Genomic DNA, 21,886 nt, shown 5'->3' on the forward strand with positions numbered 1-21,886 from the left:
GATACGGGGTGGTGACGGCGGGACCCCGGGCGGCGGCGGTGGCCCGCGGCGCGGGGGCCTCTTCGCGGGAAGGCGGCCGGATCCCGCCGCGCAGTGCGTGCCCGGGACCCGGGAGGGGTTCCCGGCTCTCGCTCCACGCGTCGGCGCGGGGCCGGTGCCGTCGGGCACAGAGGGCCGGGCGGGCGGGAGCGCGGGCGTGCCCGGGCGGGCCGGTCGGCCACGCCCGGGCACGGGGACGCCTACTTCTCGGTGACGCCCGCGGAGTCGAACGTGGCCACCTCGTGCATCGCGCGCGCGGCGCTCTGCACGATGGGCAGCGCGAGCAGGGCGCCGGTGCCCTCGCCGAGGCGCAGGTCCAGGTCGACCAGCGGGCGCAGGCCCAGCTTGTTGAGTGCGGCGACGTGCCCCGGCTCCGCACTGCGGTGGCCCGCGATGCACGCCGCGAGCGCCTCGGGGGCGATCGCCCGGGCGACCAGGGCGGCGGCGCCGGCGCTCACGCCGTCGAGGATCACCGGCGTACGGAGGGAGGCGCCGCCCAGCAGGAAGCCCACCATCGCGGCGTGCTCCAGACCGCCGATCGCGGCGAGCACGCCGATGGGGTCGGCGGGATCGGGCTGGTGCAGTTCCAGGCCCCTGCGTACGACGTCGACCTTGCGGGCGTGCATCTCGTCGTTGATCCCGGTGCCCCGGCCGGTCACCTCGGCCGGGTCCATGCCCGTGTAGACGCAGATCAGCGCCGCCGAGGCGGTGGTGTTGGCGATGCCCATCTCACCGGTGAGGAGGCCCTTGTTGCCGGCCGCCACCAGGTCGCGGGCGGTCTCGATGCCCACCTCGATCGCGGCGAGCACCTCTTCGCGGGTGAGCGCGGGCCCGGTGGTGAAGTCGGCCGTCCCGGCACGCACCTTCCGGGGCAGCAGACCGGGCGTCGCGGGGAGTTCCGTCGCGACGCCGACGTCGACGACGCAGACCTCGGCGCCCACCTGCGCGGCGAAGGCGTTGCAGACCGCCCCGCCGCCCAGGAAGTTGGCGACCATCTGGCCGGTGACCTCCTGGGGCCATGCCGTGACGCCCTGGGCGTGCACCCCGTGGTCTCCGGCGAAGATCGCGACGGCGGCCGGTTCGGGGATGGGCGGCGGGCACATCCGGGAGAGCCCGGAGAGCTGGGCGGAGATGATCTCCAGCATGCCGAGCGCACCGGCGGGCTTCGTCATCCGCTTCTGGCGCTCCCACGCCTCGCCGAGGGCCTTGGCGTCGAGCGGTCGGATCCCGGCGATGGTGTCCTGGAGCAGGTCGTGCGGCTCCTCGCCGGGGAGGGCGCGGCGGCCGTACGTCTCCTCGTGGACGACCCAGGACAGCGGGCGGCGCTTGGACCAGCCCGCCTGCATCAGTTCGGGCTCCTCGGGGAACTCGTCGACGTAACCGACACAGAGGTACGCGACGACTTCGAGGTGCTCGGGCAGGCCGAGGGCGCGGACCATCTCACGCTCGTCGAAGAAGCTGACCCAGCCCACGCCGAGGCCCTCGGCGCGGGCGGCGAGCCACAGGTTCTCCACGGCGAGCGCGGACGAGTACGGCGCCATCTGCGGCTGGGTGTGCCGGCCGAGGGTGTGCCGGCCGCCCCGGGTGGGGTCCGCGGTGACGACGATGTTCACGGGCGTGTCGAGGATCGCCTCGATCTTCAGTTCCTTGAACTGCTTGGCCCGGGCCTTGGGGAGCGACTTGGCGTAGGCCTCCCGCTGGCGCTGCGCCAGTTCGTGCATGGAACGGCGCGTCTCGGCCGAGCGGATGACGACGAAGTCCCAGGGCTGTGAGTGGCCGACGCTCGGTGCGGTGTGCGCCGCCTCCAGGACGCGGAGGAGGACCTCGTGCGGGATGGGGTCCGCGCGGAAGCCGTTGCGGATGTCCCGCCGTTCCCGCATCACGCGCAGGACGGCCTCGCGTTCGGCGTCGTCGTAGCCGGGTGCGGGCGGGCTCGCGGGCGCCGCATCGGCGGGCTCGAGGGCCTCGGTCCCTTCCGGCGCCCCGGCCGCCTCGGCCGTCACCGGCTCCTCGGCGACTGCCGGCGCTTCGGCCGTCACGGGTTCGTCGGCGACCGCGGGCGCCGCGGCCTCCACGGGGTCCTCGGAGGGCGCGGGCTCCTCGGAGGGCGCGGGCGGCGCGGGCAGATCGGCGAGGAGGGGGATCTCGGACATGTAGGCCGGCGCCGGGGCCTCGGCCGGGGCCGGGCTGACGTTGTCCTGCACCTCGGGGGTCTCGATGATCTCGGGCCCGGTGCCGGGCTCCGGCTCGGTGAAGTCCTGGAAGCCGGTCCGGGGCTCGGCCCCCGGCGCCGGCTCGGGCTCCACGGCGGCCGGGGCCTCGGGTGCCTGGACGGCGACCGGCTCCGCGGCCTCGGGAACCGGTACGGGCTCGACCGCGACCGGTGCCTCAGCGGAAACGGGTTCCGGCGCGGCGACGGGCTCCGGCTCGGCGACGGGCTCGGGCTCGGCGGGCACACCGGGCGCCTCGGCCGCGGCAGCGGGCGGAGCGGCGACCTGGACGGGGTGGGAGACCGGCTCGGCAGGAACGATGACCGGGGCGATCGGCTCGGCCGGAGCGGTGGCCGGGGCGATCGGCTCGGCCGGAGCGGTGGCCGGGGCGATCGGCTCGGCCGGAGCGGCCTGTGCGACCGCGGCCGGAATCCCGGCCGGAAGCTCGGCGGGGGCCTCGGCCGGAAGCTCCTCGGCGGGGGTCTCCGGAGCCACGGCCGCCTCGGGGGCGACCGTTTCTGCGGGACCGGCCTCCACCACGGCTTCGGGGGGCGTGACCACGGCCGTGACGTCCTGGCCGGGCGTCTCCTCCGGCAGGGCGGAAAGCGCCGGTTCGGCGGTCTGCGTGGACTCGACGGGCTGCGCCGGCTCGGCGGGCTGCGCGGTGACCGCGGCCACGGTGACGGGAGCCGCATCGGCGGAGGGCGCGGACGGGACGGGGGCGACCGGTTCCGCCAGGACGGCCTCGGATGCCGCCGGAGCATCGGGGGCCGGGGACCCGGCGGGGGCCGTGGCCGGCCCGGGCACGGCCTCGGGGGCCGCGGCCGGCTCCGGCGCACCCCACGCGGGAGCGCCCTGCGGCGGGATCTCCCCCATCTGCGGGCCGGGCAGCTGAGCCGCGTCGTCCGCGGGGACGTCGAAGTACTCGGGACCCGCCGTGGGCGGACCGGCGGGGCGTACCGGCGCAGCGGTCTGCGGGGCACCGGCCGGTCCGCGGTCCGCGAGCGAGCGGACCACTCCGGTGGCGCCCCCGTAGGAGGGTGCTTCGGTGGACGACGGGCCGCGGTGCAGCGGACGCCGGACCGGGGAGGCGGCGACCGGGACCTGGACCGGCTGGTGCGCCGGGATGCGTACGCCGTTGACCTCGGCGGCGCCGGACGGGTGCGTGCCGTTCGCCGGACCGCCCTGCGCCGGGACCTGGTGCGGCAGGACGTTCTCGTACTGTCCGGTGGCCGGCGCGTCGCTCCACGCGCCCTGCGCCGCGGGCATCAGGAGGAGGTCGTCGTCCTCGGGGGCGTGCTCGGAGGGTTCGAGGTAGGTGTAGGCGTCCGGGGCGGGTACGCCCGGCTGCTCCACCATGCCTGCGTTCTCCGGCAGTCCCTCGCCCGGGATCTGGCCGGTGTCAGTCATGCGTACCCCTCGCCCATCGTGAGTGCTCCTTCGCCCTTCGCCCGGGATGGCCGAACCACGGCACGCCGGCGCTCGTCAACAAGAACGAGCGGGCTCGCCGCGCGGCACGAAACGCGCGCGGAGCTACATTCTCGCGGGCGATCACCGCCGCGACGGACGGTTCCGCCTCGGCTCGCTGTGGACTGCGCCACGTTGCGCGTCCCCCGGTTGCGCTGTACCACATCGCGGACCAATACGGTCCACTTTTCCGGACATTGACGAACGAATGATCGAACACCCGGGCGCGGTACAACAATCGGTCAGCCTACCCCGCGTACCGCCGCGAACGTTCAGGGGGCGAGGTCGGAGCGCACCGCCGCGAGCAGGAACACGACGGACCGTTCGCGCTCCGTCCAGGCGGAGGTGTCCAGTTCGACGGACTGGATGAGCGCGCACTCGACCGTGTAACCGTTCTCCGCGAGTGCCGCCCCCAGGGCTTCCGCCTCGTCCCGGTTCGAGGCGTGGGTGACGATACGTTCCGGCCGCCGGTCGGCGACCGCGATGGCCACCGGCACGCCCCCGCCGCCTATCCGTACGACGTCGGGCTCGGGCAGGCTCTCCAGGACGTGCGGGGCCGAGCCGCGGACGACCTGGACGGCGACCTGGAAGGTGCGGGCCGCGGCCGCCGTGCGCGCGCAGGCGTCGGGGTCGCTGTCGACGGCGAGCACGGCGGCGCCGAAGCGGGCCGCCTCGACGGCCAGCGCGCCGCCGCCCGAGCCGATGTCCCAGACCAGGTCGCCGGTGCGCGGTCCGAGGCGCGCGAGCTGGGCGGCGCGCAGGCCCGGGGACTCCCCTTCGCCGCCGTCCCCCGCACCGCCGTAGGCGGCGCCGGGCAGTGCCCAGCCCCTGACGTCCTCGCGCTGGGCGGGGCGCCGCCCCGCGATCCAGGCGCCGTTGGCGGTGGCCTCCGGTCCGCCGCCGACGACGATGACGACGTTCGGGTCGCGCCACGTGTGGTCGGCGGTCTTGTCCGAGGTGAGTACGGTGACGCGCTCCCGCGCGGTGCCGAGCTCCTCGCAGATGACGAAGGTGCGGTGCACGCCGTCGAGGAGGAGGGCCAGCTCGGCCGGGCCCGCGCCCGGGGACGTGAGCACGGCGACCTTGTGGTGGGCGCGGATGACGTTGACCGCGCGGCGCAGCGTGCGCGGGTGCGCGACGACGACCTGCGCGTCGTCCCACGGCATGCCGGCGCGGGCGAAGGCGGTGGCGACGGAGGAGACCGCGGGGACGACCTCGACCTCCAGGCCGTGTTCCGGCTTGCGGAGCGTGCGCACCACGCCGAAGAAGCCCGGGTCGCCGTCGGCGAGCACGACGGCGCTGCCCCGGTGACCGGCGATCCTGCGGGCGGCCAGGTCGACGCTGCCGAGGCGGATGCGTTCTGCCGGGCCGGGGACCTCGGGGAGCGCGAGGTGATGGGCGGCGCCGGCGACGAGCGTGGCGGCCGAGAGGGCGGCCGTGGCCGCTCTGGACAGGGGCGAGCCGTCCCAGCCGATCACCGTGACGCGGTCGGCCATCGTCGTCAGTCTCCTGGGGTGTCGCAGGCGGGAGCCGTCCGCGGGATGTCGCGGAGCAAGGGGGAGCGTATCCGGTCCGTACCAGCGCCCCTCGGGGGGCTCCCCGGGCCCGGTGTCCGGATCAGTTCCAGTCCTGGTACGCGCCGTATCCGCCCGCCTCCGCCAGTTGCTCGGCGACGCCCTCCAGGTCCTCCGGCAGGAGACCCCAGACGATGAGGTCGGTCCTGATGTCGGTCCAGCCGCCGTCCTCGGTCGCGGTCCTGGCTATGCGGGCGTTGCGCAGGACGCCCTCGCTGATGCAGCCCAGTTTCTGGGCGACCTGCTGGGAGGCGGTGTTCCCGGCCGGGGTGCGCAGTTCGATGCGCTCGAACCCCTGGTCCCGGAAGAGCCATTCGGCGACGGCCAGCACGGATTCCGTGGCGTACCCCTCACCGCGGGCCCAGGGGGCGGTGATGTAGCGGACCTCGGCGGCGAGGGTGCGGCGGTCCGTGTTGAGGAGGCGGACCGATCCGACCAGGCGCTGCGTGAGGAACTCGGTGACGGCGAAGACGATGCCGTGCCCCTGGGAACGCTCGGCGGGGGCGATCCTGCGCACCCAGCGCTCGGCGTCGGTCCGGGTGTAGGGGTGCGGTGCCTCGGTCCAGGCGACGACCAGTTCGTCGTTCATCATCTCGATGTAGGCGGGTACGTCCGCCATGTCGAAGGGGCGCAGCACCAACCGGTCCGTGCTGATGGAGATGGACGGGAAGGTGAGAGTCATGCGCAGCTCCATGCCGAAGACCGTGTGAAGACACAGCATGCAGCATCGGGCGGGCGGCGCGCATGGGCGGGTCCGCACGGCGGAGCCCCGCACACCGTGTGGGGGTGTGCGGGGCTCGCCGTGCAAGTGGCGCCCTGGGGTCAGGACTTGGCGGGGGCACCGAAGGCGGGGATGATCGACCCCTTGTAGGTGTCCTCGATGAACTTCTTGACCTCGTCGGAGTTCAGGAGCTTGGCGAGCTTCTCGACCCGGGGGTCCTTCTCGTTGCCCTTCTTGACGGCGAGGAGGTTGGCGTACGGGTTGCCCTCGGCCTTCTCCAGCACCAGGGAGTCCTTGCCCGGCTGGAGGCCGGCCTCGATCGCGTAGTTGCCGTTGATGACGGCGGCGTCGACGTCGCCGAGGGCGCGCGGCACGGTCGCTGCCTCGAGCTCCTTGAACTCCAGGCCCTTCTTGTCCGTGATGTCACTGAGCTTCGCGTTCGTACCGACGCCGTCCTTGACGGTGATCAGTCCGTTCTCGGCGAGGAGCTGGAGCGCGCGGCCCTCGTTGGTGGTGTCGTTGGGGACGGCGACGGTCTGGCCGGGCTTGATGTCCTTGAGTGCCTTGACCTTCTTGGAGTAGAGGCCGAGGGGTTCGAGGTGCACGTCGACGACCGGGACGATGTGGGTCCCGTTCTTCTTGTTGAAGTCGTCGAGGTAGGGCTTGTGCTGGAAGAAGTTGGCGTCGACCTGGCCGTTCTCGGTGGCGGTGTTCGGCAGGACGTAGTCCGTGAACTCCTTGACCTCCAGCTTGAGGCCGGCCTTCTGCGCCAGGTTCTTCTTGACGAAGTTCAGGATGTCGGCGTGCGGCGTCGGGGACGCGGCGACGACGAGGGCCTTGGAGGTGTCCGCGTCGGCACCCGTCGCGCCCTTGGCGGACGGGTCGGAGTCCGTACCGCAGGCGCTGAGCCCGAGGGCCAGGGCGGCGGTGACGGCAGCGGCGGCGGAGAGCTTGATGTTCTTGCGCACGAAGAGTGCCTCTTTCCGGTGGTGATGGTGGTGCGCCCGGACAAGGAGTTCGGGGCTTCTCGGGTGGGGGGAGGATCAGGGGTCAGGAGGTGGTGCGTCCCCGGCGTGCCAGCAGGCGTACGGCTCCGTCGCCGATCAGCTGGACCGCGGTCACGATGACGATCAGCAGCGCGACGGTGATGAGCATGAACTGGTTGTCGAAGCGCTGGAATCCGTAGGTGACGGCCTTGGAGCCGAGTCCTTCGCCGCCGACCGCGCCGGCCATCGCGGAGTAGCCGACGAGGACGATCACGGTCGTGGTGACACCGGAGACGATCGACGGCAGCGCCTGGGGCAGCAGGACCTTGCGGACGATGGTCGGGATGGATCCGCCCATGGACTGGACGGCTTCGACGAGTCCGTGGTCGACCTCGCGCACCGCGGTCTCGACGAGCCGCGCGAAGAAGGGGATGGCGCCGATGGCGAGCGGCACGATCATCGCGGACGGCCCGATGAAGGTGCCGACGACCCAGGTGGTGAACGGGATCAGGGCGATCAGCAGGATGATGAAGGGCAGCGAGCGGCCGATGTTCACGATCACGCCGGTGACCTTGTTCACCACGGTGTTCTGCAGCAGTCCGCCCTTGTCGGTGAGGACGAGCAGGATGCCGAGCGGCAGCCCGCCGAGCGCGGTGACGAGGGTCGACCAGAACACCATGTAGAGCGTGTCGACGGTTCCCTGCGAGAGCAGTGGCTGCATTTCGGACCAGGTCACTTCGCCACCTCCTTGGTGAGATCTGCGGGGGTGCGGTCGGCAGTGCCGGCGGAGTCGCCGTGCACGACCTCGGCCTGGAGGCCCTGCTCGCGCAGGAAGCCGATCGGTACGACGTTCTCCTCGAAACGGCCGGGCAGTTCGATGCGCATGCGGCCGATCTGCTTGCCCCCGACGGTGTCCATCGCCGCGCCCAGGATCGAGATGTCGATGTTGTAGGTGCGGGAGAGCTGCGAGATCACCGGCCGGGCCGCCGACTCCCCGTGGAAGGTGACGTCGACGACCGTCTGCTCGGGACCGGAGGCGGAGCCGCCCACGGGGAACAGCTCGTGGGCCAGCTCGGAGCCGGGGGTGGCCAGCAGGTCGCCGACCGTGCCCGACTCGACGATGCGGCCCTTCTTCATCAGGGCCGCCGAGTCGCAGACCGTCTTGACGACGTCCATCTCGTGTGTGATGAGCAGGACGGTGAGACCGAGTTCCTGGTTGAGGTCGCGCAGGAGCTGCAGGATCGAACGGGTCGTCTCGGGGTCGAGCGCCGACGTGGCCTCGTCGGAGAGGAGCACCTTCGGGTCACCGGCCAGCGCGCGGGCGATGCCGACGCGCTGCTTCTGCCCGCCGGAGAGCTGACCGGGGTAGGCCTTCGCCTTGTCGGCGAGGCCGACGCGGTCGAGGAGTTCCAGCGCCTTGCGGGTGCGCGCCTTCCCGTCGATGCCGAGGATTTCCAGGGGGAGCTCGACGTTGTCGCGGACGGTGCGTGAGTCCAGCAGGTTGAAGTGCTGGAAGACCATGCCGATGCGGCTGCGGGCCCGGCGGAGTTCCTTGCCTGCCCGGCGGCCGCGGCCCGCCAGGGCGGTGAGGTCCTGGCCGTCGACGGTCACGGTGCCCGAGGTGGGGCGTTCGAGGAGGTTGACGCAGCGGATGAGGGAGGACTTGCCGGCGCCGCTCTGTCCGATGACGCCGTGGACCTCGCCCTCGCGGACGTGCAGGTCCACGCCGTCCAGGGCGGTGACGTCACGGCCGCGTGACTGGTAGACCTTCGTGAGGCCCGAAGTGGTGATCACAGGGTTTCCGTCGCTGTCGAGTGCACGGCGCGGTGTCCGCCGGGCACGGGGCATTCGTCTGATGAGACTGTTCTCAGTGGTCGACCGGTGGGAGTCTCGGCACGGTCCGGCCCCGGGCGGGCTCGGAGACATGCGGGAGCAGGCTCGATCCGCAGGGCGCGGACGGCGCGGGCTCGGTCTCGCTTCGGGGCGCGAGGCTCAGGCGGGGGCCCTCAGAAGGCGCGCATTCGACACATACAACGAGCACCGGGCGTCGTGATCGCCTCGGTCGCAGGGATGCGGTAGCTCGTCGTGGTCATGTCCCAAGTAAAACAGACGTAATTTTCGGTCCGGACGCGCCGTCCGCATCCCGGACAGCCGTGGACGCGCCGCTCCCGCCCTCCGGATTTCCGGGCGCACCGCTGTGACCTGCATAAACGCCAGATCATCGGCGTGGGCCCGGCCGGCTGGGGAAGGGGCGGGCTGCGCCGGCGCTGTGGCAAAGGCCACGGTACGTACACGGGGACCGCACTCCGGTCGGCCCGCACGCGGGGGCCCGTGCCGTCCGTAATACCCTCGCTCCATGCTCGATGCCCTGACGGTCGCGGTCTCCGTGACCGCGCTCGCCCTCGCCGCCTGGTGCGGACACGCCGCCTACCGGGACCAGCCCACGAAGGACTGGCACTTCATCGGCATGGCCGTCGTCTCCGTGCTGGCTCTGGCGCAGCTGGCCGTGGGGATCGTGCAACTGGCGCGCGGTGAGCGGCCCGACCAGGGCATGACGATCTTCATCGCCTATCTGATCGGCGCCGCGGCCGCCGTGCCCGCGGCGGGTTTCCTGTCGCTGACGGAGCGGACGCGGTGGGGTTCGGTGACGGTGGCGGCGGGCGCGGTCGTGCTCGCCGTCCTCGAAGTGCGGCTCTACGACATCTGGGGAAACTGAGCATGAGCGACACCGACCGCACGGAGACGCCCGCGGCCCCTGCCCCCCGGCAGAAGCAGCAGTTCGAGCTCGGCACCGGGCCGGGCCGGGTACTGGTCTGGTTCTACGGGGTGTTCACCGTGGCCGCCGCGTCCCGCTCGATCGTCGAGATGATCCTGGACTTCGGGAAGGCGCCGCTCGCCTACACCCTGTCGGCCGTCGCCGCGGTCGTGTACGGCTTCATCACGTACTCGCTGGTGCGCGGCGGCGAGAAGGCGCGCAGGGCGGCGCTGATGTGCTGCGCCGCCGAGCTCGCGGGCGTCCTGATCGTCGGCACGTGGACGCAGGTGGAGCCGTCCGCCTTCCCGGACAGCACCGTGTGGTCCGGGTTCGGCATGGGCTACCTGTTCATCCCGGTGATCCTGCCGGTCACCGGGATGCTCTGGCTGCGCCGGGCACGTCGCGCCTGACGCCCTCCGTCACAGGCGGTGTTCAGGCACTGGCCACGAAGTCGGGCGCGTCCGCGTCCTTCTCCAGCAGGACCAGCCGCACGCCGTCCCCTCCGGTCGTGCCGCCCACCCGGGAGTACCCCGCCTTGCGGTAGAGCCTCAGATTGCGCTCACTGCGCTCGCCCGTGTGCAGCCTGAAGCGGGTTGCCGAACGTCCGTCCGCGAGGCCCGACTCGGCGGCGGCCAGGAGCCGTGTGCCGAGCCCGTGGTTGCGCAGCCTGGGGTGGACGCAGAGCTTGCCGATCCGGCCGACGCCGTCGTCGTCGGTGAAACCGCGTACGGAGCCGACGACTTCCTGCCCGAGCCGGGCCACGTACACGAGATCCGTGGCGACTTCCTCGCGCACCGAGTCGAGCGTCTGGACGAGGGGATCGATCCGGTAGTTGCCGTACAGCTCCGCCTCGCTCTGGAAGCAGAGGTACTGGAGTCTGAAGATCTGCTCGACGTCCTGCGCCGTCGCCGCCGAGATGGTCACACTCATGCCCATGTGTGCATGCCTCCCGCTCACCTGCTCCACCGGTTGTCTACCGCTCCATTCCCCGCGGTTCAGGAGCTACAACCTCCGCCGCGAGCATTCTGCGCAGACATCCAAGGCATCGGGAACGCATAGGACCCAAACTGCCCTGTGACATACCCAACTCCCCTGCGATTTCCCGGTAGGTCGGATCGTGGGGGGCGAGCATCGCCTCGAGTAACCGGCGGCAGCGTCCCGGCAGTCGTCCCACCGCGCGGCGCACGGCCCGGCGTTCGTCCGCGCCCACCGCGATCCGCTCGGGGCATCCGGCCCAGTCCGCGGGGGACTCGCCCGACGCGTAGGCGCGCTCGTTGCGGACCCTGCGGCGGGCGGTGCGCGCCTCCGCCCGTACCGCGGCGCGGACCCGGCGGGCGGGGTCGGCGAGGGCCGATGCCCCGGCGTCCCGGCGCTCCAGCAGGCGCAGCCAGACCGCCTGTTCGAGGTCGGCCGCCTCGATGCCGGCGGCGTACGCCTCGGCCGTCGCCTCGGCCCGGACCAGGGCGTGCAGGGCGCCGACCAGGTCCCGCCCTTCGCCGCGGGCCAGGTCCGTCCGGGCCACGGCCGGGCGCCCGGCCGGTCCGAGTCCGGGTTCGTCGCCGCGGCTCCGGTGCCGGACCGGGCCCTGCGGAACATGATCAAGGAGTTTCATGTCCCGTCAACGCTCCCCGGACGCGGCCGGTTGCCGCGCGCGGGGAGCTCCACCCGACCGGGGCATCCTGGCCGGGCGGCTGACGTGTCCGTGGACGTGGCGGGAGCCTCAGGCCTCGCCGAAGTCGGCCGCCGCGAGCAGCGCGGTGTCCGGGTTGTCCGAGAAGACGCCGTCGATGCCCGTCGCGAAGTACGTACGGAAGGCGCCGAACGCGTCGCCGTAGGCGTTGGGGTCGGTGCCCCGCCGGAAGTCGGCCGGCAGGAAGCTGTTCTCGTTGCGCATGGTGTACGGGTGCAGGATCAGGCCCCGCGCGTGCGCGTCGGCGACCAGCGTGGTCGGGGCGGTGAGGCGGCCCGAGGCGTCCTTGGGGATGACCAGGTCGAGGGTGGGGCCGATGCCCTGGGCGAAGGACGCGATCCACTTCAGTCCGGCGGGCGTCACCAGGTCGGCCACCGTGCGGGGGTCGCCCGCCTCCACGAAGTCCCAGGGCCTCTCCTTCGGTCCCGACAGCAGGACGACACGGGGTGTGGCCACGAGCTTGGCCAGCCGCTGGATCGAGCCCGGCTCGAAGGACTGCAGGATCAGCGGGGAGTCCGCGCGGTGCCGGCCGTGGCGGCGCAGCAGCCGGGCCAGCGGCTCCTCCAGGCCGAGCCCGAGCCCCCTGAAGTAGGTGGGGTGCTTGGTCTCGACGTACAGCCAGACGGGGCGGCCGCGGCGGCGGCCCTCCTTGTCGGCCCAGCGCAGGACCTCCTCGAACGTCGGGATCTCCCACCGGCCGTCGTACAGGGTGTTCTTCTGGCGGTTGCCCGGGATGCGCTCCTCGGCCCGGAGGGTCTTCAGCTCCGCGAGGGTGAAGTCCTCGGTGAACCAGCCGGTGAGGGAGACGCCGTCCACCTTCTTGGTGGTCCTGCGGCCGGCGAACTCGGGGTGGTCGGCGACGTCCGTGGTCGCGGTGATGTCGTTCTCGTGGCGGCAGACGAGGTGCCCGTCCCTGGTCGGCACGAGGTCCTGCTCGACGATGTGCGCACCCATGTCGAGTGCCAGCTGGTAGGAGCCGAGCGTGTGCTCGGGGCGGTAGCCGCTCGCTCCGCGGTGACCGATGACCGTGGGTACGGGAAGGTCCCGGAGGGAGCCGTGTCCCCCGCCCCTGGCGTCGGGCGCGCCACGCCCGGCCGCGGCGGCCGTTCCGGTGATTCCGAGGGCCGCCGAGCCGAGGACGGCCGCCCCGAGGAGGGTCCGCCGCCCGGGACCCGACTGCGCGCGCTCTGTCATGGATGCTCCTCGCCTGTGATGTCCTGCCCCTTCGGGGAAGGCTTGATCGTAGGCAGCTACGCCATCGGCGGGGCGGCCCGTGGACGAACATGGCGGAAACACACGTCAACACTGCGTATCCGCTCCGTGAACCCGATGTGCGCGGAGGGCATACCCGCGAGTATCGTCCTCACCTGCACAGACCCTCATGAACATCCGCACCGGCCGCCCGGCCACGACACCGGAGGAAGCGTTGTCCCGACTCACGGTCATCAAGGCAGTGCTCGGACCCATCCTGCGCCTGCTCTTCCGGCCACAGGTGGAGGGTGTCGAGAACATCCCCGGGACCGGTCCGGTGATCCTCGCGGGGAACCATCTGACGTTCATCGACTCGATGATCATGCCGGTCTGCTGCGACCGGCCGGTGTTCTACATCGGCAAGGACGAGTACGTCACGGGCAAGGGCTTCAAGGGCCGGCTGATGGCCTGGTTCTTCACCGGCTGCGGCATGATCCCCGTGGACCGGGACGGTGGCCGGGGCGGCGTCGCGGCGCTCATGACGGGTCGCCGAGTGCTGGAGGGGGGCAACGCCTTCGCGATCTACCCGGAGGGCACCCGCTCGCCCGACGGCCGCCTCTACCGCGGCCGTACGGGCATCGCGCGGCTGACGCTCATGACGGGCGCCCCGGTCGTGCCCTTCGCGATGATCGGCACCGACAAGCTGCAGCCGGGCGGCGCGGGCCTGCCCCGTCCGGGCAAGGTCACGGTCCGGTTCGGTGAGCCGATGGAGTTCTCCCGGTACGAGGGCATGGACCGCGACCGCTATGTGCTCCGGGCGGTCACGGACTCCGTGATGGCCGAGGTGATGCGCCTGTCGGGCCAGGAGTACGTCGACATGTACGCCACCAAGGCGAAGGCCGCCTGAGCCGGACGAGTGTCTTCGAGGGGCCCGGCGCGCGCACGCGCCGGGCCCCTCACTCGTCGGCGATGATCCCCTCTTCCAGCTTCTCGTTGCGCAGCAGGAACCAGGCCGCCCCGGCGGTCGCGAGCAGCACGACGGCGCCGACCGCCGCCGACACCCGCAGCCCGTTGACGAATGCCTCCTGAGCCGCCGTGACCAGCTCGCCCGCCAGGGGTGCGGGCAGGCTGTCGGCCATCTCCACGGCTCCCCCGAGCGACTCGTGAGCGGCAGCGGCGGCCCGGGGCGATACGCCCTCGGGCGTGGCGAAGCCCTGGTAGACGCCGGTGACGATGGAGCCGAGCAGCGCGATCCCGAGGGCGGCGCCGAGTTCGTACGCCGTCTCGGAGACCGCGGAGGCCGAGCCCGCCTGTTCCTTCGGGACGCTGGAGAGGATGACGTCGGAGGTGACGGTGAACGCGAATCCCGCACCGACGCCCACCACCAGGAGCAGGGCCCCGATCAGCGGATAGCCCGTCTCCTTGTGGATCACGGTGACCACGGCGAGCGACACCCCGATGGCCCCCAGACCGCCGGCCACCACGGAGCGCACGGTGAAGCGGCGGGCGACGTTGCCCGCCATCAGTCCCGCCGTCACGGCGCCGACCGCCGCGGGCAGTTCGGCGAGCCCGGCCTCGAGCGGGCCCCTCCCCTGGACCAGTTGGAGGAACTGGGAGAGGAAGAAGACGATTCCGGACAGGCCCAGGATCGTCAGGAGGTCGGCGAGGACGGCTCCGGAGAACCCCCTGTGGTGGAAGAGCCGCATGTCCAGCAGCGGGGCGGGCAGCTTGAGCTGGCGTCGTACGAACCAGACGAGCGCCCCGATGCCGACGAGGACCACCACGACGGTCTTCCAGCCCACCCCGTGGGCGGCCGCCTCCTTGATGGCGTACACGACGCCGATCAGGCCGATCATGGACAGCCCCACGCTGGGGAGGTCCCAGGGGCCCGGTGCCGGGTTCTTCGACTCGGGGATGATCTTGATGCCGACGGCGACCAGGACCGCCATCACCGGCAGGTTGATGAGGAAGACCGATCCCCACCAGAAGTGCTCCAGAAGGAGGCCGCCCACGACCGGCCCCACCGCGGCTCCGGCCGAGGCCATCGCCCCCCAGATGCCGACGGCGAGGCTGCGTTCGCGCGGGTCGTGGAAGAGGTTGCGGATCAGGGCGAGGGTGGACGGCATCAGGGTGGCGCCGGCGACGCCGAGCAGGGCCCGGGCCAGGATCATCATCTCGGGGCTGGAGGCGTAGGCGTTGAGCACCGACACCGCGCCGAACGCCGTGGCTCCGGTCAGCAGCAGTTTCTTGCGTCCGATGCGGTCACCGAGGCTGCCCATGGAGACGAGGAGCCCGGCGATCACGAAGGAGTAGACGTCGCCGATCCAGAGCAGCTGGGTCCCCGTCGGTTCGAGGTCCTCGCTGAGGAAGGGTGTCGCCAGACCGAGGACGGTGGCGTCGACGGCGACGAGCAGCACGGCCAGGACGAGGACGGCGAGGGCGATCCACCGCCCCGGATCACGCACGTTGCCGGTGGTGTCCGCCGACTTGTCGGTGCCGCTCATTTCTCCACGCTCCGGCGTGCTCCGCCGAGGAGCAACTCGACAATCATGTAGGGGAAGTCCTGTGCCGCGACCCTGCCCGTCTGGACGGACCACGCGCAGCTGCCGATCAGGCCGTAGAGGGCCTCGGTGAGCCAGGCGGGTGTGAGGTCGATCCGGAGCTCGCCGCGTTCCTGCCCGCGCCGGAAGAAGGCGGCGACCCTGGCGTCCAGACGGCTCCACCCCTCGTTGACGTGGTCGCCCTCGAAGAGCTGGTTCTCGGTCACGAGGAAGGACACCAGGCCCGCGCTGGGTTCGACGTGCGCGATCAGCCGGCGCAGTCCGTCCTCGGAGGTGCCCTCGTCGAGTGCGGCGGCGTCCAGCGCGGACTCGAACTCCCGGATTCCGAGGTCCTCCAGCGCGCCGACCAGGGCGTCCCGCCCGGCGAAGTGCCGGTGCAGGGTGGCCCGGCCGATGCCCGCGGCCCGGGCGACCTCGTCCATGGTCGCGGTGGATCTGCGGCTGAGCAGTGCGGCGGCGCTGCGCAGCACCTGCTCGCGGTCGAGTGCCATGAGACGACACTAACCCGATTGAGACATTGATGTCCCACCGGGGTGTCGTGTCGCCGGGGCGCCCGAAAGGGCACCATGGCGCCATGAAGCCGCTGCTGATGATCGACATCGACGGTCCGCTCAATCCGTACGCGGCGCTCGCCCGCCGCCCCGTCCCGGAGGGCTACTCCCTCCACCGCATGCGGCCGACGGGGTGGAAGGAGGGCACGCCGCTGCCGGTCCTGCTCAGCGCGGACCACGGCGCCGAGCTGCTGGCCCTGACCGCACGCTACGAGCTCGTCTGGGCGACCACCTGGAAGGACGAGGCGAACGAGTGGGTCGCCCCGCACCTCGGGCTTCCCCCGCTGCCGTACGTCGACTGGCCCTCGATGCACGCCGTCACGGCGGACGGCACCTACTGGAAGACGCGTCACGTCGTCGACTACGCCGGTGGGAGGCCGTTCGCCTGGGTGGACGACGAGATCTCCGACCTCGACACGGCGTGGGTCGCGGCGCACCACCCGGGGCGCGCCCTGCTGCGGCGGATCGACCCGTGGGTCGGCCTGTCACGGGCGGACTTCGACGCGCTCGCCGACTGGGCGGCCTGAGCGGGAGGGCGCGCGCTCCGCGACCGGCCGCCCGGTGCCGGACGGCGGGCGCTCAGCTCCAGGGCAGCGAGGCCCGGTGGCGCCAGTAGGCCTCCGGCTCCTCGACCAGGGCGGACAGCCGGTCGAGCCGTTCCGGGTCGAGGTCGAGCAGCGGGGAGTGCAGATTGGCGGCCAGCTGTGTGACGGTCACCGCCCCGGACAGGACGACGCCCGCCCACGGCTGGTGGAGCACGAGCGCCAGGGCGACGGCGTCGGCGTCCAGGCCCGCGTCGGCGCCGATCTCCTGGACGACGGCGGGCGCCTCGGTGCCGGCGAGCCGGCCGTTGGCCATGGCCTCCTTGACGATGACGGTGAGCCCGGCGTCGTGCGCGTCGGAGAGCGCCGGCCCGGCGGAGGTCTCCAGCGCGTTGTACGTCGCCTGGACCGTGCGGAAGAGGGGTTCGCCGTCCACGGTCACCGCGAGCGCGGCCCGGATGGCTTCGGCCTGCGCGGGCCCGCTGGCCGAGAAGCCGACCGTGGTGCCGCTCGCGGCCAGTTCGGCGAGGCGGGCGTGCAGGTCCTTGTCGCCGAGCGCCGGACTGTCGGCCGTCAGCGAGTGGATCTGGTAGAGGTCCAGCCGGTCGCCGAGGAGGCCGGTGGTCTCGCCGTACTGCCGTTCGAAGGCGGCGAGGGCGTGGTCCTTCACCTCGGGCGTCTCGGCGTCCACCTGCCAGTCGGCGGTGTAGGTGTAACCCCACTTGCTGCCGATGACCATGTCCGTCGCGTCGGGGCGCGCGGCGAGCCATTCGGCGAGGAACTCCTCGGCGCGGCCGTAGGACCGGGCCGCGTCGATGTAGCGGACACCCTGGGCGTAGGCGGCGTCCAGCAGTTCGTGCGTGCGGGCCCGGAGCGTGTCGACGCCGCGGTCGGCCGGGAGGTCCCGGTCGCGCCGCAGGGTGATGTAGCCGGGCCTGCCGACCGCGGCCAGGCCGAGCCCGATGTGGGAGGTCGGGGTGGTCGCCCGGTTCAGGCGGGTGAAGGGCATCGCGGGCTCCTCTGGGTCGGTTCCGAACGCCTTCCCGTCAACGTAGCCCGCGATGCCTGCCGATCATCCGCGCGCGGTCGCCCAGGCGTGCTGCGTCACCAGGTCGGCCTTCACCTCGGCCAGCTGGACGGCGACAGCCGAGGGGGCGGTCCCTCCGCGGCCGTCCCGGGAGGCGAGTGCGCCGGGCACGTCGAGGACCGTGCGCACCTCGGGCGTGAGGTGCTCGGAGATCTTCGCGAACTGCTCGTCCGTCAGCTCGTCGAGCTCGATGCCGTGGTGCTCGCACTCCTTGACGCACTCGCCGGCGACCTCGTGCGCCACCCGGAAGGGGACTCCCTGCTTGACGAGCCATTCGGCGATGTCCGTGGCGAGCGAGAAGCCGGCCGGGGCGAGCTCCTCCATGCGCTCCCGGTTGACCGTGAGCGTGGCCATCATCCCGGTGAGGGCGGGGAGCAGGACCTCCAGCTGGTCGCAGGAGTCGAAGACCGGCTCCTTGTCCTCCTGGAGGTCGCGGTTGTAGGCGAGCGGGAGGGCCTTGAGCGTGGCGAGGAGGCCGGTCAGGTTGCCGATGAGCCGGCCGGACTTGCCCCGGGCCAGTTCCGCGATGTCCGGGTTCTTCTTCTGCGGCATGATCGAGGAGCCGGTGGAGAAGGCGTCGTGGAGGGTGACGAAGGAGAACTCCTTCGTGTTCCAGATGATGATCTCCTCCGCGATCCGGGAGAGGTTGACTCCGATCATCGCGGTGATGAACGCGAACTCGGCGACGAAGTCCCGTGACGCGGTGCCGTCGATGGAGTTGGCGACGGAGCCGTGCTGGAAACCGAGATCGGCCGCGACGGCCTCCGGGTCGAGCCCGAGCGACGACCCGGCGAGCGCACCGGAACCGTACGGCGAGACGGCGGTCCGCTCGTCCCACTGCCGCAGCCGCTCGGCGTCCCGGATCAGGGGCTGCACGTGGGCCAGCACGTGGTGGGCGAAGAGCACGGGCTGGGCGTGCTGGAGGTGCGTGCGACCGGGCATGGCCACGTCCGGGTGGGCCTCGGCCAGGCCCACGAGCGCGTCCTGCAGGTCGGCGATCAGACCGCCGATGATCCGGGCGTGGTCGCGCAGGTACATCCGGAAGAGCGTGGCCACCTGGTCGTTGCGGGACCGGCCGGCGCGCAGCTTGCCGCCGAGGTCCGGGCCCAGACGCTCCAGGAGCCCGCGCTCCAGCGCGGTGTGGACGTCCTCGTCGGCGATGGTGCCGGTGAACGACCCGTCGGCGACGGCGGCTTCGAGCGCGTCGAGTCCGGCGGTCATGCGGGTCAGCTCGTCCTCGGTGAGGAGGCCCGCCTTGGTGAGCACACGCGCGTGGGCACGGGATCCGGCGATGTCGTACGGCGCGAGCCGCCAGTCGAAGTGGACGGAGGCGGACAGCTTGGCCAGCGCCTCGGCCGGACCGTCGGCGAAACGGCCGCCCCACAGGCGTACGTCGCTGTTGCCGGTGCCGTTGCTCACTGCGTGCTCCTCGGAGTGCAAGGGGGTGCGAGGGGGAACTGCGGCCGGCCACCCGGTGCGAGGCGGAGCCGACGGTGAAGCGGTGGACCGGCCGTGCCGCGCGCTCGCCGCGGGGCCTCGGGGGCGGCCGGGGCCGCCACGATCACCGATCGGTATAACTATGCAATGGTCCGTATGTTTTGTCAAAGAGGCTGGTGCGGCCGGGCGCAGGCCGGTTCTAGGCTGCACCCATGCGGCACCTGATCCCCTTGTCCCCCACCGTGCTCCTCTCCCCGCACGACCGCCTCCTGCTGGGGAAACCCCTGGCGACGGCTCTGGACACGGCCGACCCCGAGGCATGGGCCGGGCTCGACAGGCGTACGGCGGCGGCGACCGCGCGCCGCGAGGGGGTCAGCACGATCGCGGACCCGGTCCGGGAAGGGCACCGGGGCGGAAGCGGCGGCGCCTGGGACGCCGCGCCGCGCTGGGACGAGGAGGCGCACGACGTCACCTGGTCCCGCTTCCCGCCCACCGAGCCGGAGACGGCCCTCGTGCTCTGCCACCACCGGTGGCAGGCCCGCGAGGCGGCGCTGGCGTTCACCCCCGGGCGCACGGCCCTGCTGCCGCTGGTCGTCGTCCGCTGCGCCGACAGCCGCCGCGAGGTGCGGGAACGCGCCCGCCGTGTGCTGGCCGCGGCCCTCGAAGGGGACACGGCCCCCGCCCCCGGCCTGGTCCCCGTCGCCCTGCGCATGACCCTGCGTCCGCACGGGGCGTGGGCGGCGGAACGGCTCCTGGCCGCCGCGGGCCCCCTGTCCGCCGCCGTCGCGGCCCGCGTCGGCGCGAGCCCTCACCGCTCGGTCCGGCTCCTCGGGACGCGGTGCCGCCTCGAAGACGGGTCCCCCGGCTCCGGCGAACTCACGGAGTCGGCGCTCACCGCCCGCGACCCGGCCGTACGGCACCTGTGCACCGGTGCGCTGCTGGCCCGCGTGACCGCCGGAGACCCGGGACGGCTGCTCGATCCGCTGCTCGGCGCGCCGTCGGCGGTGACGCGCTCCTCGGCGGTGACGGCGCTGCACCGGGCGGGCCGCGGCCGCGAGGCGGGCGCCCACCTCGCCGACCCGTCCGCCGTGGTGCGTTCGGCCGCGCGCCTCGTCCTGCGCCTGGAGGGCGAGGACCCCGGCGCGCGCTATCGCGAGCTGTGCGCGGACGGGGCCGGCGCGGGGCCGGCTCCGGGGGCCCTGTTCGGCCTGGCCGAGTCGGGGGCGCCGGACGCGGCGGCGCTCCTGCGGCCTCTGACCGCCCACCCCGAGGGCCGGCTGCGCGCCGCGGCACTCGCCTCGCTGCGGATGCTGGACGAGGTCTCCCCCGACGACCTGATGTCGGCCATGGAGGATCCGCACCCCCCGGTGGTGCGCGCCGCCCGCAAGGCGCTCGTCCCGTACGTGCTGCTCGTCCCGGAGGAGTGGCTGACCTCCCTCGTGGCTCCCGGGCGCCCCCGGCACGTGCGGCGTTCGGGCCTGCGGCTGCTCTGCGCCCACAGTCTCGCGCTGCGCAAGCGCGTGCTGGCGGCGCTGGAGGACGACGACGACCCCGAGGTCGCCCACGAGGCGCAGCGCGCCCGCTACGAGCCGCTGCCGCCGGCCGGTTCCACCAGTTGAGAACCACCGGCCCGGAGCAGGGTCGCGCGGGATACTCCGATCATGGGAAAGACACATGAACGCATCGACGGACGGCTGAGAACCTTCATCGAGGAACAGCACATGTTCTTCACGGCGACGGCGCCGCTGGGCGAGGAGGGCACGGTCAACCTCTCCCCCAAGGGCATGAGCGGGTCCTTCGCGGTGGTCGACGACCGCACCGTGGCCTACCTCGACTTCGCGGGGAGCAACGCCGAGACCATCGCCCACCTGCGCGAGAACGGACGCATCACCCTGATGTGGTGCGCGTTCCAGGGGCCCCCGAACATCGTCCGCGTGCACGGCCGCGGCGAGCCGGTCTTCCGCGACGACCCCCGGTTCCCCGCCCTCCTCGGCCACTTCCCCGCCGTGGACCACACGCGGCACGGGCTGCGCGCGGTCATCGTGGTGACGGCCGACCTGATCCGGGACACGTGCGGCTACGCGGTGCCCTTCATGTCGTACGACGAGGACCGCTCCCTGCACTCCGGCCGCTTCGCGCGGGAGGACGACGAGAGCCTGAGCCGCTACTTCGAGGGCAAGGCGCACATCGCCACCAGCATCGACGGCCTGCCGGGGCTCCCCCTGCCGCTGCCCGCGCTGCCGTCCCCGCCCGCGGGGTGATCCGCTGGGCCGTACGGAGCAGGCGCGGTGGGGGCCTCCCCCCGCGCCCCGTACGGTCCGGAGCATGCGCGGATTCCTGGTGACCGGGACGGTCCTGCTGGCACTCTCCGCTTCTCCCGGGGTGGCTCCGGCGGGGCCCGTCCCGCTGCCCGGGCGGATGGCGGACACCGGTGGCGGCACACAGCTGATCACTGCCGAGGCCCCCGGCACGGGATCCACCACGGGCAGGCTCACCTGGTGGGACCGGGACGAGGAGGGGTGGGCGCAGGCGGGTTCGGCGCCCGCGCGCTTCGGGGCCGGCGGCCTGACCGAGGGGACCACAAGGGTCCAGGGCACGAACACCACACCGACCGGGCTCTACGACCTGCCCTACGCGTTCGGGACCGAGACGGCCCCGCCCGGGACCCGCTATCCGTACCGCCTGGCCGACGACGGCGACTGGTGGTGCCAGGACAACGAGTCCACCGCCTACAACCGGTGGGTCCGGCCGCTGCCCGCCGACTGCAGGGCGCAGGAGTCCGAACACCTGGTGGCCTACTCCACGCAGTACGCCCGCGCGCTCGTCATCGGCTTCAACTACCACCGGCCGGTGCGCGGCAGGGGTGCCGGGATCTTCCTCCACGTCGACGGGAAGGGCGCGACCGCCGGCTGCGTCTCCGTGCCGGCGGCCGCCATGGACCGGATCCTGGCCTGGGCCGATCCGGCCCGCCGCCCGCACATCGCGGTCGGGACGGAGTCCGGCCCGACCGCGGTCACCCGGTACTGACGGCCGCCCGGCAGGTGCGTGAGGGCCGGGCGGCGCGGCCGTTCGGCG

The 21,886-nt window shown here is 72.8% G+C and carries 20 protein-coding genes; 7 read left to right on the forward strand and 13 right to left on the reverse strand.

What is annotated here, in order from left to right; translation table 11 throughout:
* Nucleotides 1–239 precede the first annotated feature (239 nt).
* From cobT to OHT61_RS05775, 6 genes are all read right to left on the reverse strand, one after another.
* Complete coding sequence (gene cobT / locus OHT61_RS05750) at nucleotides 240–3,659, reverse strand: nicotinate-nucleotide--dimethylbenzimidazole phosphoribosyltransferase (RefSeq protein ID WP_329035611.1); 3,420 nt, start codon at nucleotides 3,657–3,659, stop codon at nucleotides 240–242.
* A gap of 329 nt (nucleotides 3,660–3,988) precedes the next feature.
* Nucleotides 3,989–5,212 (reverse strand): precorrin-6y C5,15-methyltransferase (decarboxylating) subunit CbiE, encoded by a 1,224-nt coding sequence (cbiE, locus tag OHT61_RS05755; protein ID WP_329035613.1) that lies wholly within the window; start codon nucleotides 5,210–5,212, stop codon nucleotides 3,989–3,991.
* 121 nt (nucleotides 5,213–5,333) lie between these two features.
* A complete protein-coding gene (locus tag OHT61_RS05760) occupies nucleotides 5,334–6,011 on the reverse strand; it encodes a GNAT family N-acetyltransferase (RefSeq protein WP_329035616.1) in 678 nt (225 codons plus the stop codon).
* A 101-nt stretch (nucleotides 6,012–6,112) separates the two neighbouring features.
* Entirely contained in the window at nucleotides 6,113–6,979 is an 867-nt protein-coding gene (locus OHT61_RS05765; RefSeq protein WP_329035617.1) for a MetQ/NlpA family ABC transporter substrate-binding protein, read from the reverse strand.
* An 82-nt stretch (nucleotides 6,980–7,061) separates the two neighbouring features.
* Nucleotides 7,062–7,733: a methionine ABC transporter permease gene (locus tag OHT61_RS05770; protein WP_329035619.1), complete on the reverse strand. Its 672-nt coding sequence runs from the start codon at nucleotides 7,731–7,733 to the stop codon at nucleotides 7,062–7,064.
* A complete protein-coding gene (locus tag OHT61_RS05775; protein WP_329035620.1) occupies nucleotides 7,730–8,791 on the reverse strand; it encodes a methionine ABC transporter ATP-binding protein in 1,062 nt (353 codons plus the stop codon). Before OHT61_RS05775 ends, OHT61_RS05770 begins: the two co-directional genes overlap by 4 nt.
* 562 nt (nucleotides 8,792–9,353) lie before the next feature.
* On the opposite strand from OHT61_RS05775, the gene OHT61_RS05780 reads away from it, so the two are divergent.
* A complete protein-coding gene (locus tag OHT61_RS05780) occupies nucleotides 9,354–9,713 on the forward strand; it encodes a hypothetical protein (protein ID WP_329035622.1) in 360 nt (119 codons plus the stop codon).
* Between the two features lie 2 nt (nucleotides 9,714–9,715).
* Nucleotides 9,716–10,162, forward strand: coding sequence for a hypothetical protein (locus OHT61_RS05785; protein WP_329035624.1), 447 nt, complete (start codon nucleotides 9,716–9,718; stop codon nucleotides 10,160–10,162).
* 22 nt (nucleotides 10,163–10,184) lie between these two features.
* Here OHT61_RS05785 and OHT61_RS05790 read toward each other — a convergent pair whose 3' ends face one another.
* From OHT61_RS05790 to OHT61_RS05800, 3 genes are all read right to left on the reverse strand, one after another.
* Entirely contained in the window at nucleotides 10,185–10,688 is a 504-nt protein-coding gene (locus tag OHT61_RS05790; RefSeq protein ID WP_329035626.1) for a GNAT family N-acetyltransferase, read from the reverse strand.
* A 37-nt stretch (nucleotides 10,689–10,725) separates the two neighbouring features.
* Nucleotides 10,726–11,364: a sigma-70 family RNA polymerase sigma factor gene (locus OHT61_RS05795; RefSeq protein WP_329035628.1), complete on the reverse strand. Its 639-nt coding sequence runs from the start codon at nucleotides 11,362–11,364 to the stop codon at nucleotides 10,726–10,728.
* Between the two features lie 108 nt (nucleotides 11,365–11,472).
* Nucleotides 11,473–12,636 carry a glycerophosphodiester phosphodiesterase gene (locus tag OHT61_RS05800; RefSeq protein ID WP_329035629.1) on the reverse strand — a complete coding sequence of 388 codons (1,164 nt, stop codon included), beginning with the start codon at nucleotides 12,634–12,636 and terminating at the stop codon, nucleotides 11,473–11,475.
* Nucleotides 12,637–12,868: 232 nt separating this feature from the next.
* Between OHT61_RS05800 and OHT61_RS05805 the strand changes: the two genes are divergently transcribed.
* Entirely contained in the window at nucleotides 12,869–13,540 is a 672-nt protein-coding gene (locus OHT61_RS05805) for a lysophospholipid acyltransferase family protein (RefSeq protein ID WP_329043108.1), read from the forward strand.
* A gap of 49 nt (nucleotides 13,541–13,589) precedes the next feature.
* On the opposite strand, the gene OHT61_RS05810 is transcribed toward OHT61_RS05805, so the two are convergent.
* On the reverse strand, nucleotides 13,590–15,137 hold the full coding sequence (locus OHT61_RS05810; protein ID WP_329035630.1) for an MFS transporter: 1,548 nt from the start codon (nucleotides 15,135–15,137) through the stop codon (nucleotides 13,590–13,592).
* The gene (locus tag OHT61_RS05815) at nucleotides 15,134–15,685 is read right to left on the reverse strand and encodes a TetR/AcrR family transcriptional regulator (protein WP_329035633.1); all 552 of its coding nucleotides are present in this window, start codon (nucleotides 15,683–15,685) and stop codon (nucleotides 15,134–15,136) included. The genes OHT61_RS05810 and OHT61_RS05815 overlap by 4 nt, the downstream gene beginning before the upstream one ends.
* An 83-nt stretch (nucleotides 15,686–15,768) precedes the next feature.
* Here OHT61_RS05815 and OHT61_RS05820 point away from each other — a divergent pair, with 83 nt between their 5' ends.
* Complete coding sequence (locus tag OHT61_RS05820; protein WP_329035635.1) at nucleotides 15,769–16,272, forward strand: hypothetical protein; 504 nt, start codon at nucleotides 15,769–15,771, stop codon at nucleotides 16,270–16,272.
* A gap of 52 nt (nucleotides 16,273–16,324) precedes the next feature.
* Here the strand turns inward: OHT61_RS05820 and OHT61_RS05825 are convergent, their stop codons facing one another.
* Nucleotides 16,325–17,296, reverse strand: coding sequence for an aldo/keto reductase (locus OHT61_RS05825; RefSeq protein WP_329035636.1), 972 nt, complete (start codon nucleotides 17,294–17,296; stop codon nucleotides 16,325–16,327).
* Nucleotides 17,297–17,359: 63 nt separating this feature from the next.
* Entirely contained in the window at nucleotides 17,360–18,793 is a 1,434-nt protein-coding gene (argH, locus tag OHT61_RS05830) for an argininosuccinate lyase (protein WP_329035638.1), read from the reverse strand.
* A gap of 230 nt (nucleotides 18,794–19,023) precedes the next feature.
* On the opposite strand from argH, the gene OHT61_RS05835 reads away from it, so the two are divergent.
* The 3 genes from OHT61_RS05835 to OHT61_RS05845 all read left to right on the forward strand — a co-directional run bounded on the left by OHT61_RS05835 (nucleotide 19,024) and on the right by OHT61_RS05845 (nucleotide 21,838).
* Nucleotides 19,024–20,430 (forward strand): hypothetical protein, encoded by a 1,407-nt coding sequence (locus tag OHT61_RS05835; protein ID WP_329035641.1) that lies wholly within the window; start codon nucleotides 19,024–19,026, stop codon nucleotides 20,428–20,430.
* A gap of 42 nt (nucleotides 20,431–20,472) precedes the next feature.
* Nucleotides 20,473–21,072: a pyridoxamine 5'-phosphate oxidase family protein gene (locus tag OHT61_RS05840; protein WP_329035643.1), complete on the forward strand. Its 600-nt coding sequence runs from the start codon at nucleotides 20,473–20,475 to the stop codon at nucleotides 21,070–21,072.
* 64 nt (nucleotides 21,073–21,136) lie between these two features.
* A complete protein-coding gene (locus tag OHT61_RS05845; RefSeq protein WP_329035644.1) occupies nucleotides 21,137–21,838 on the forward strand; it encodes a L,D-transpeptidase family protein in 702 nt (233 codons plus the stop codon).
* Nucleotides 21,839–21,886 lie beyond the last annotated feature (48 nt).

Source organism: Streptomyces sp. NBC_00178, assembly GCF_036206005.1.
GTDB lineage: Bacteria > Actinomycetota > Actinomycetes > Streptomycetales > Streptomycetaceae > Streptomyces.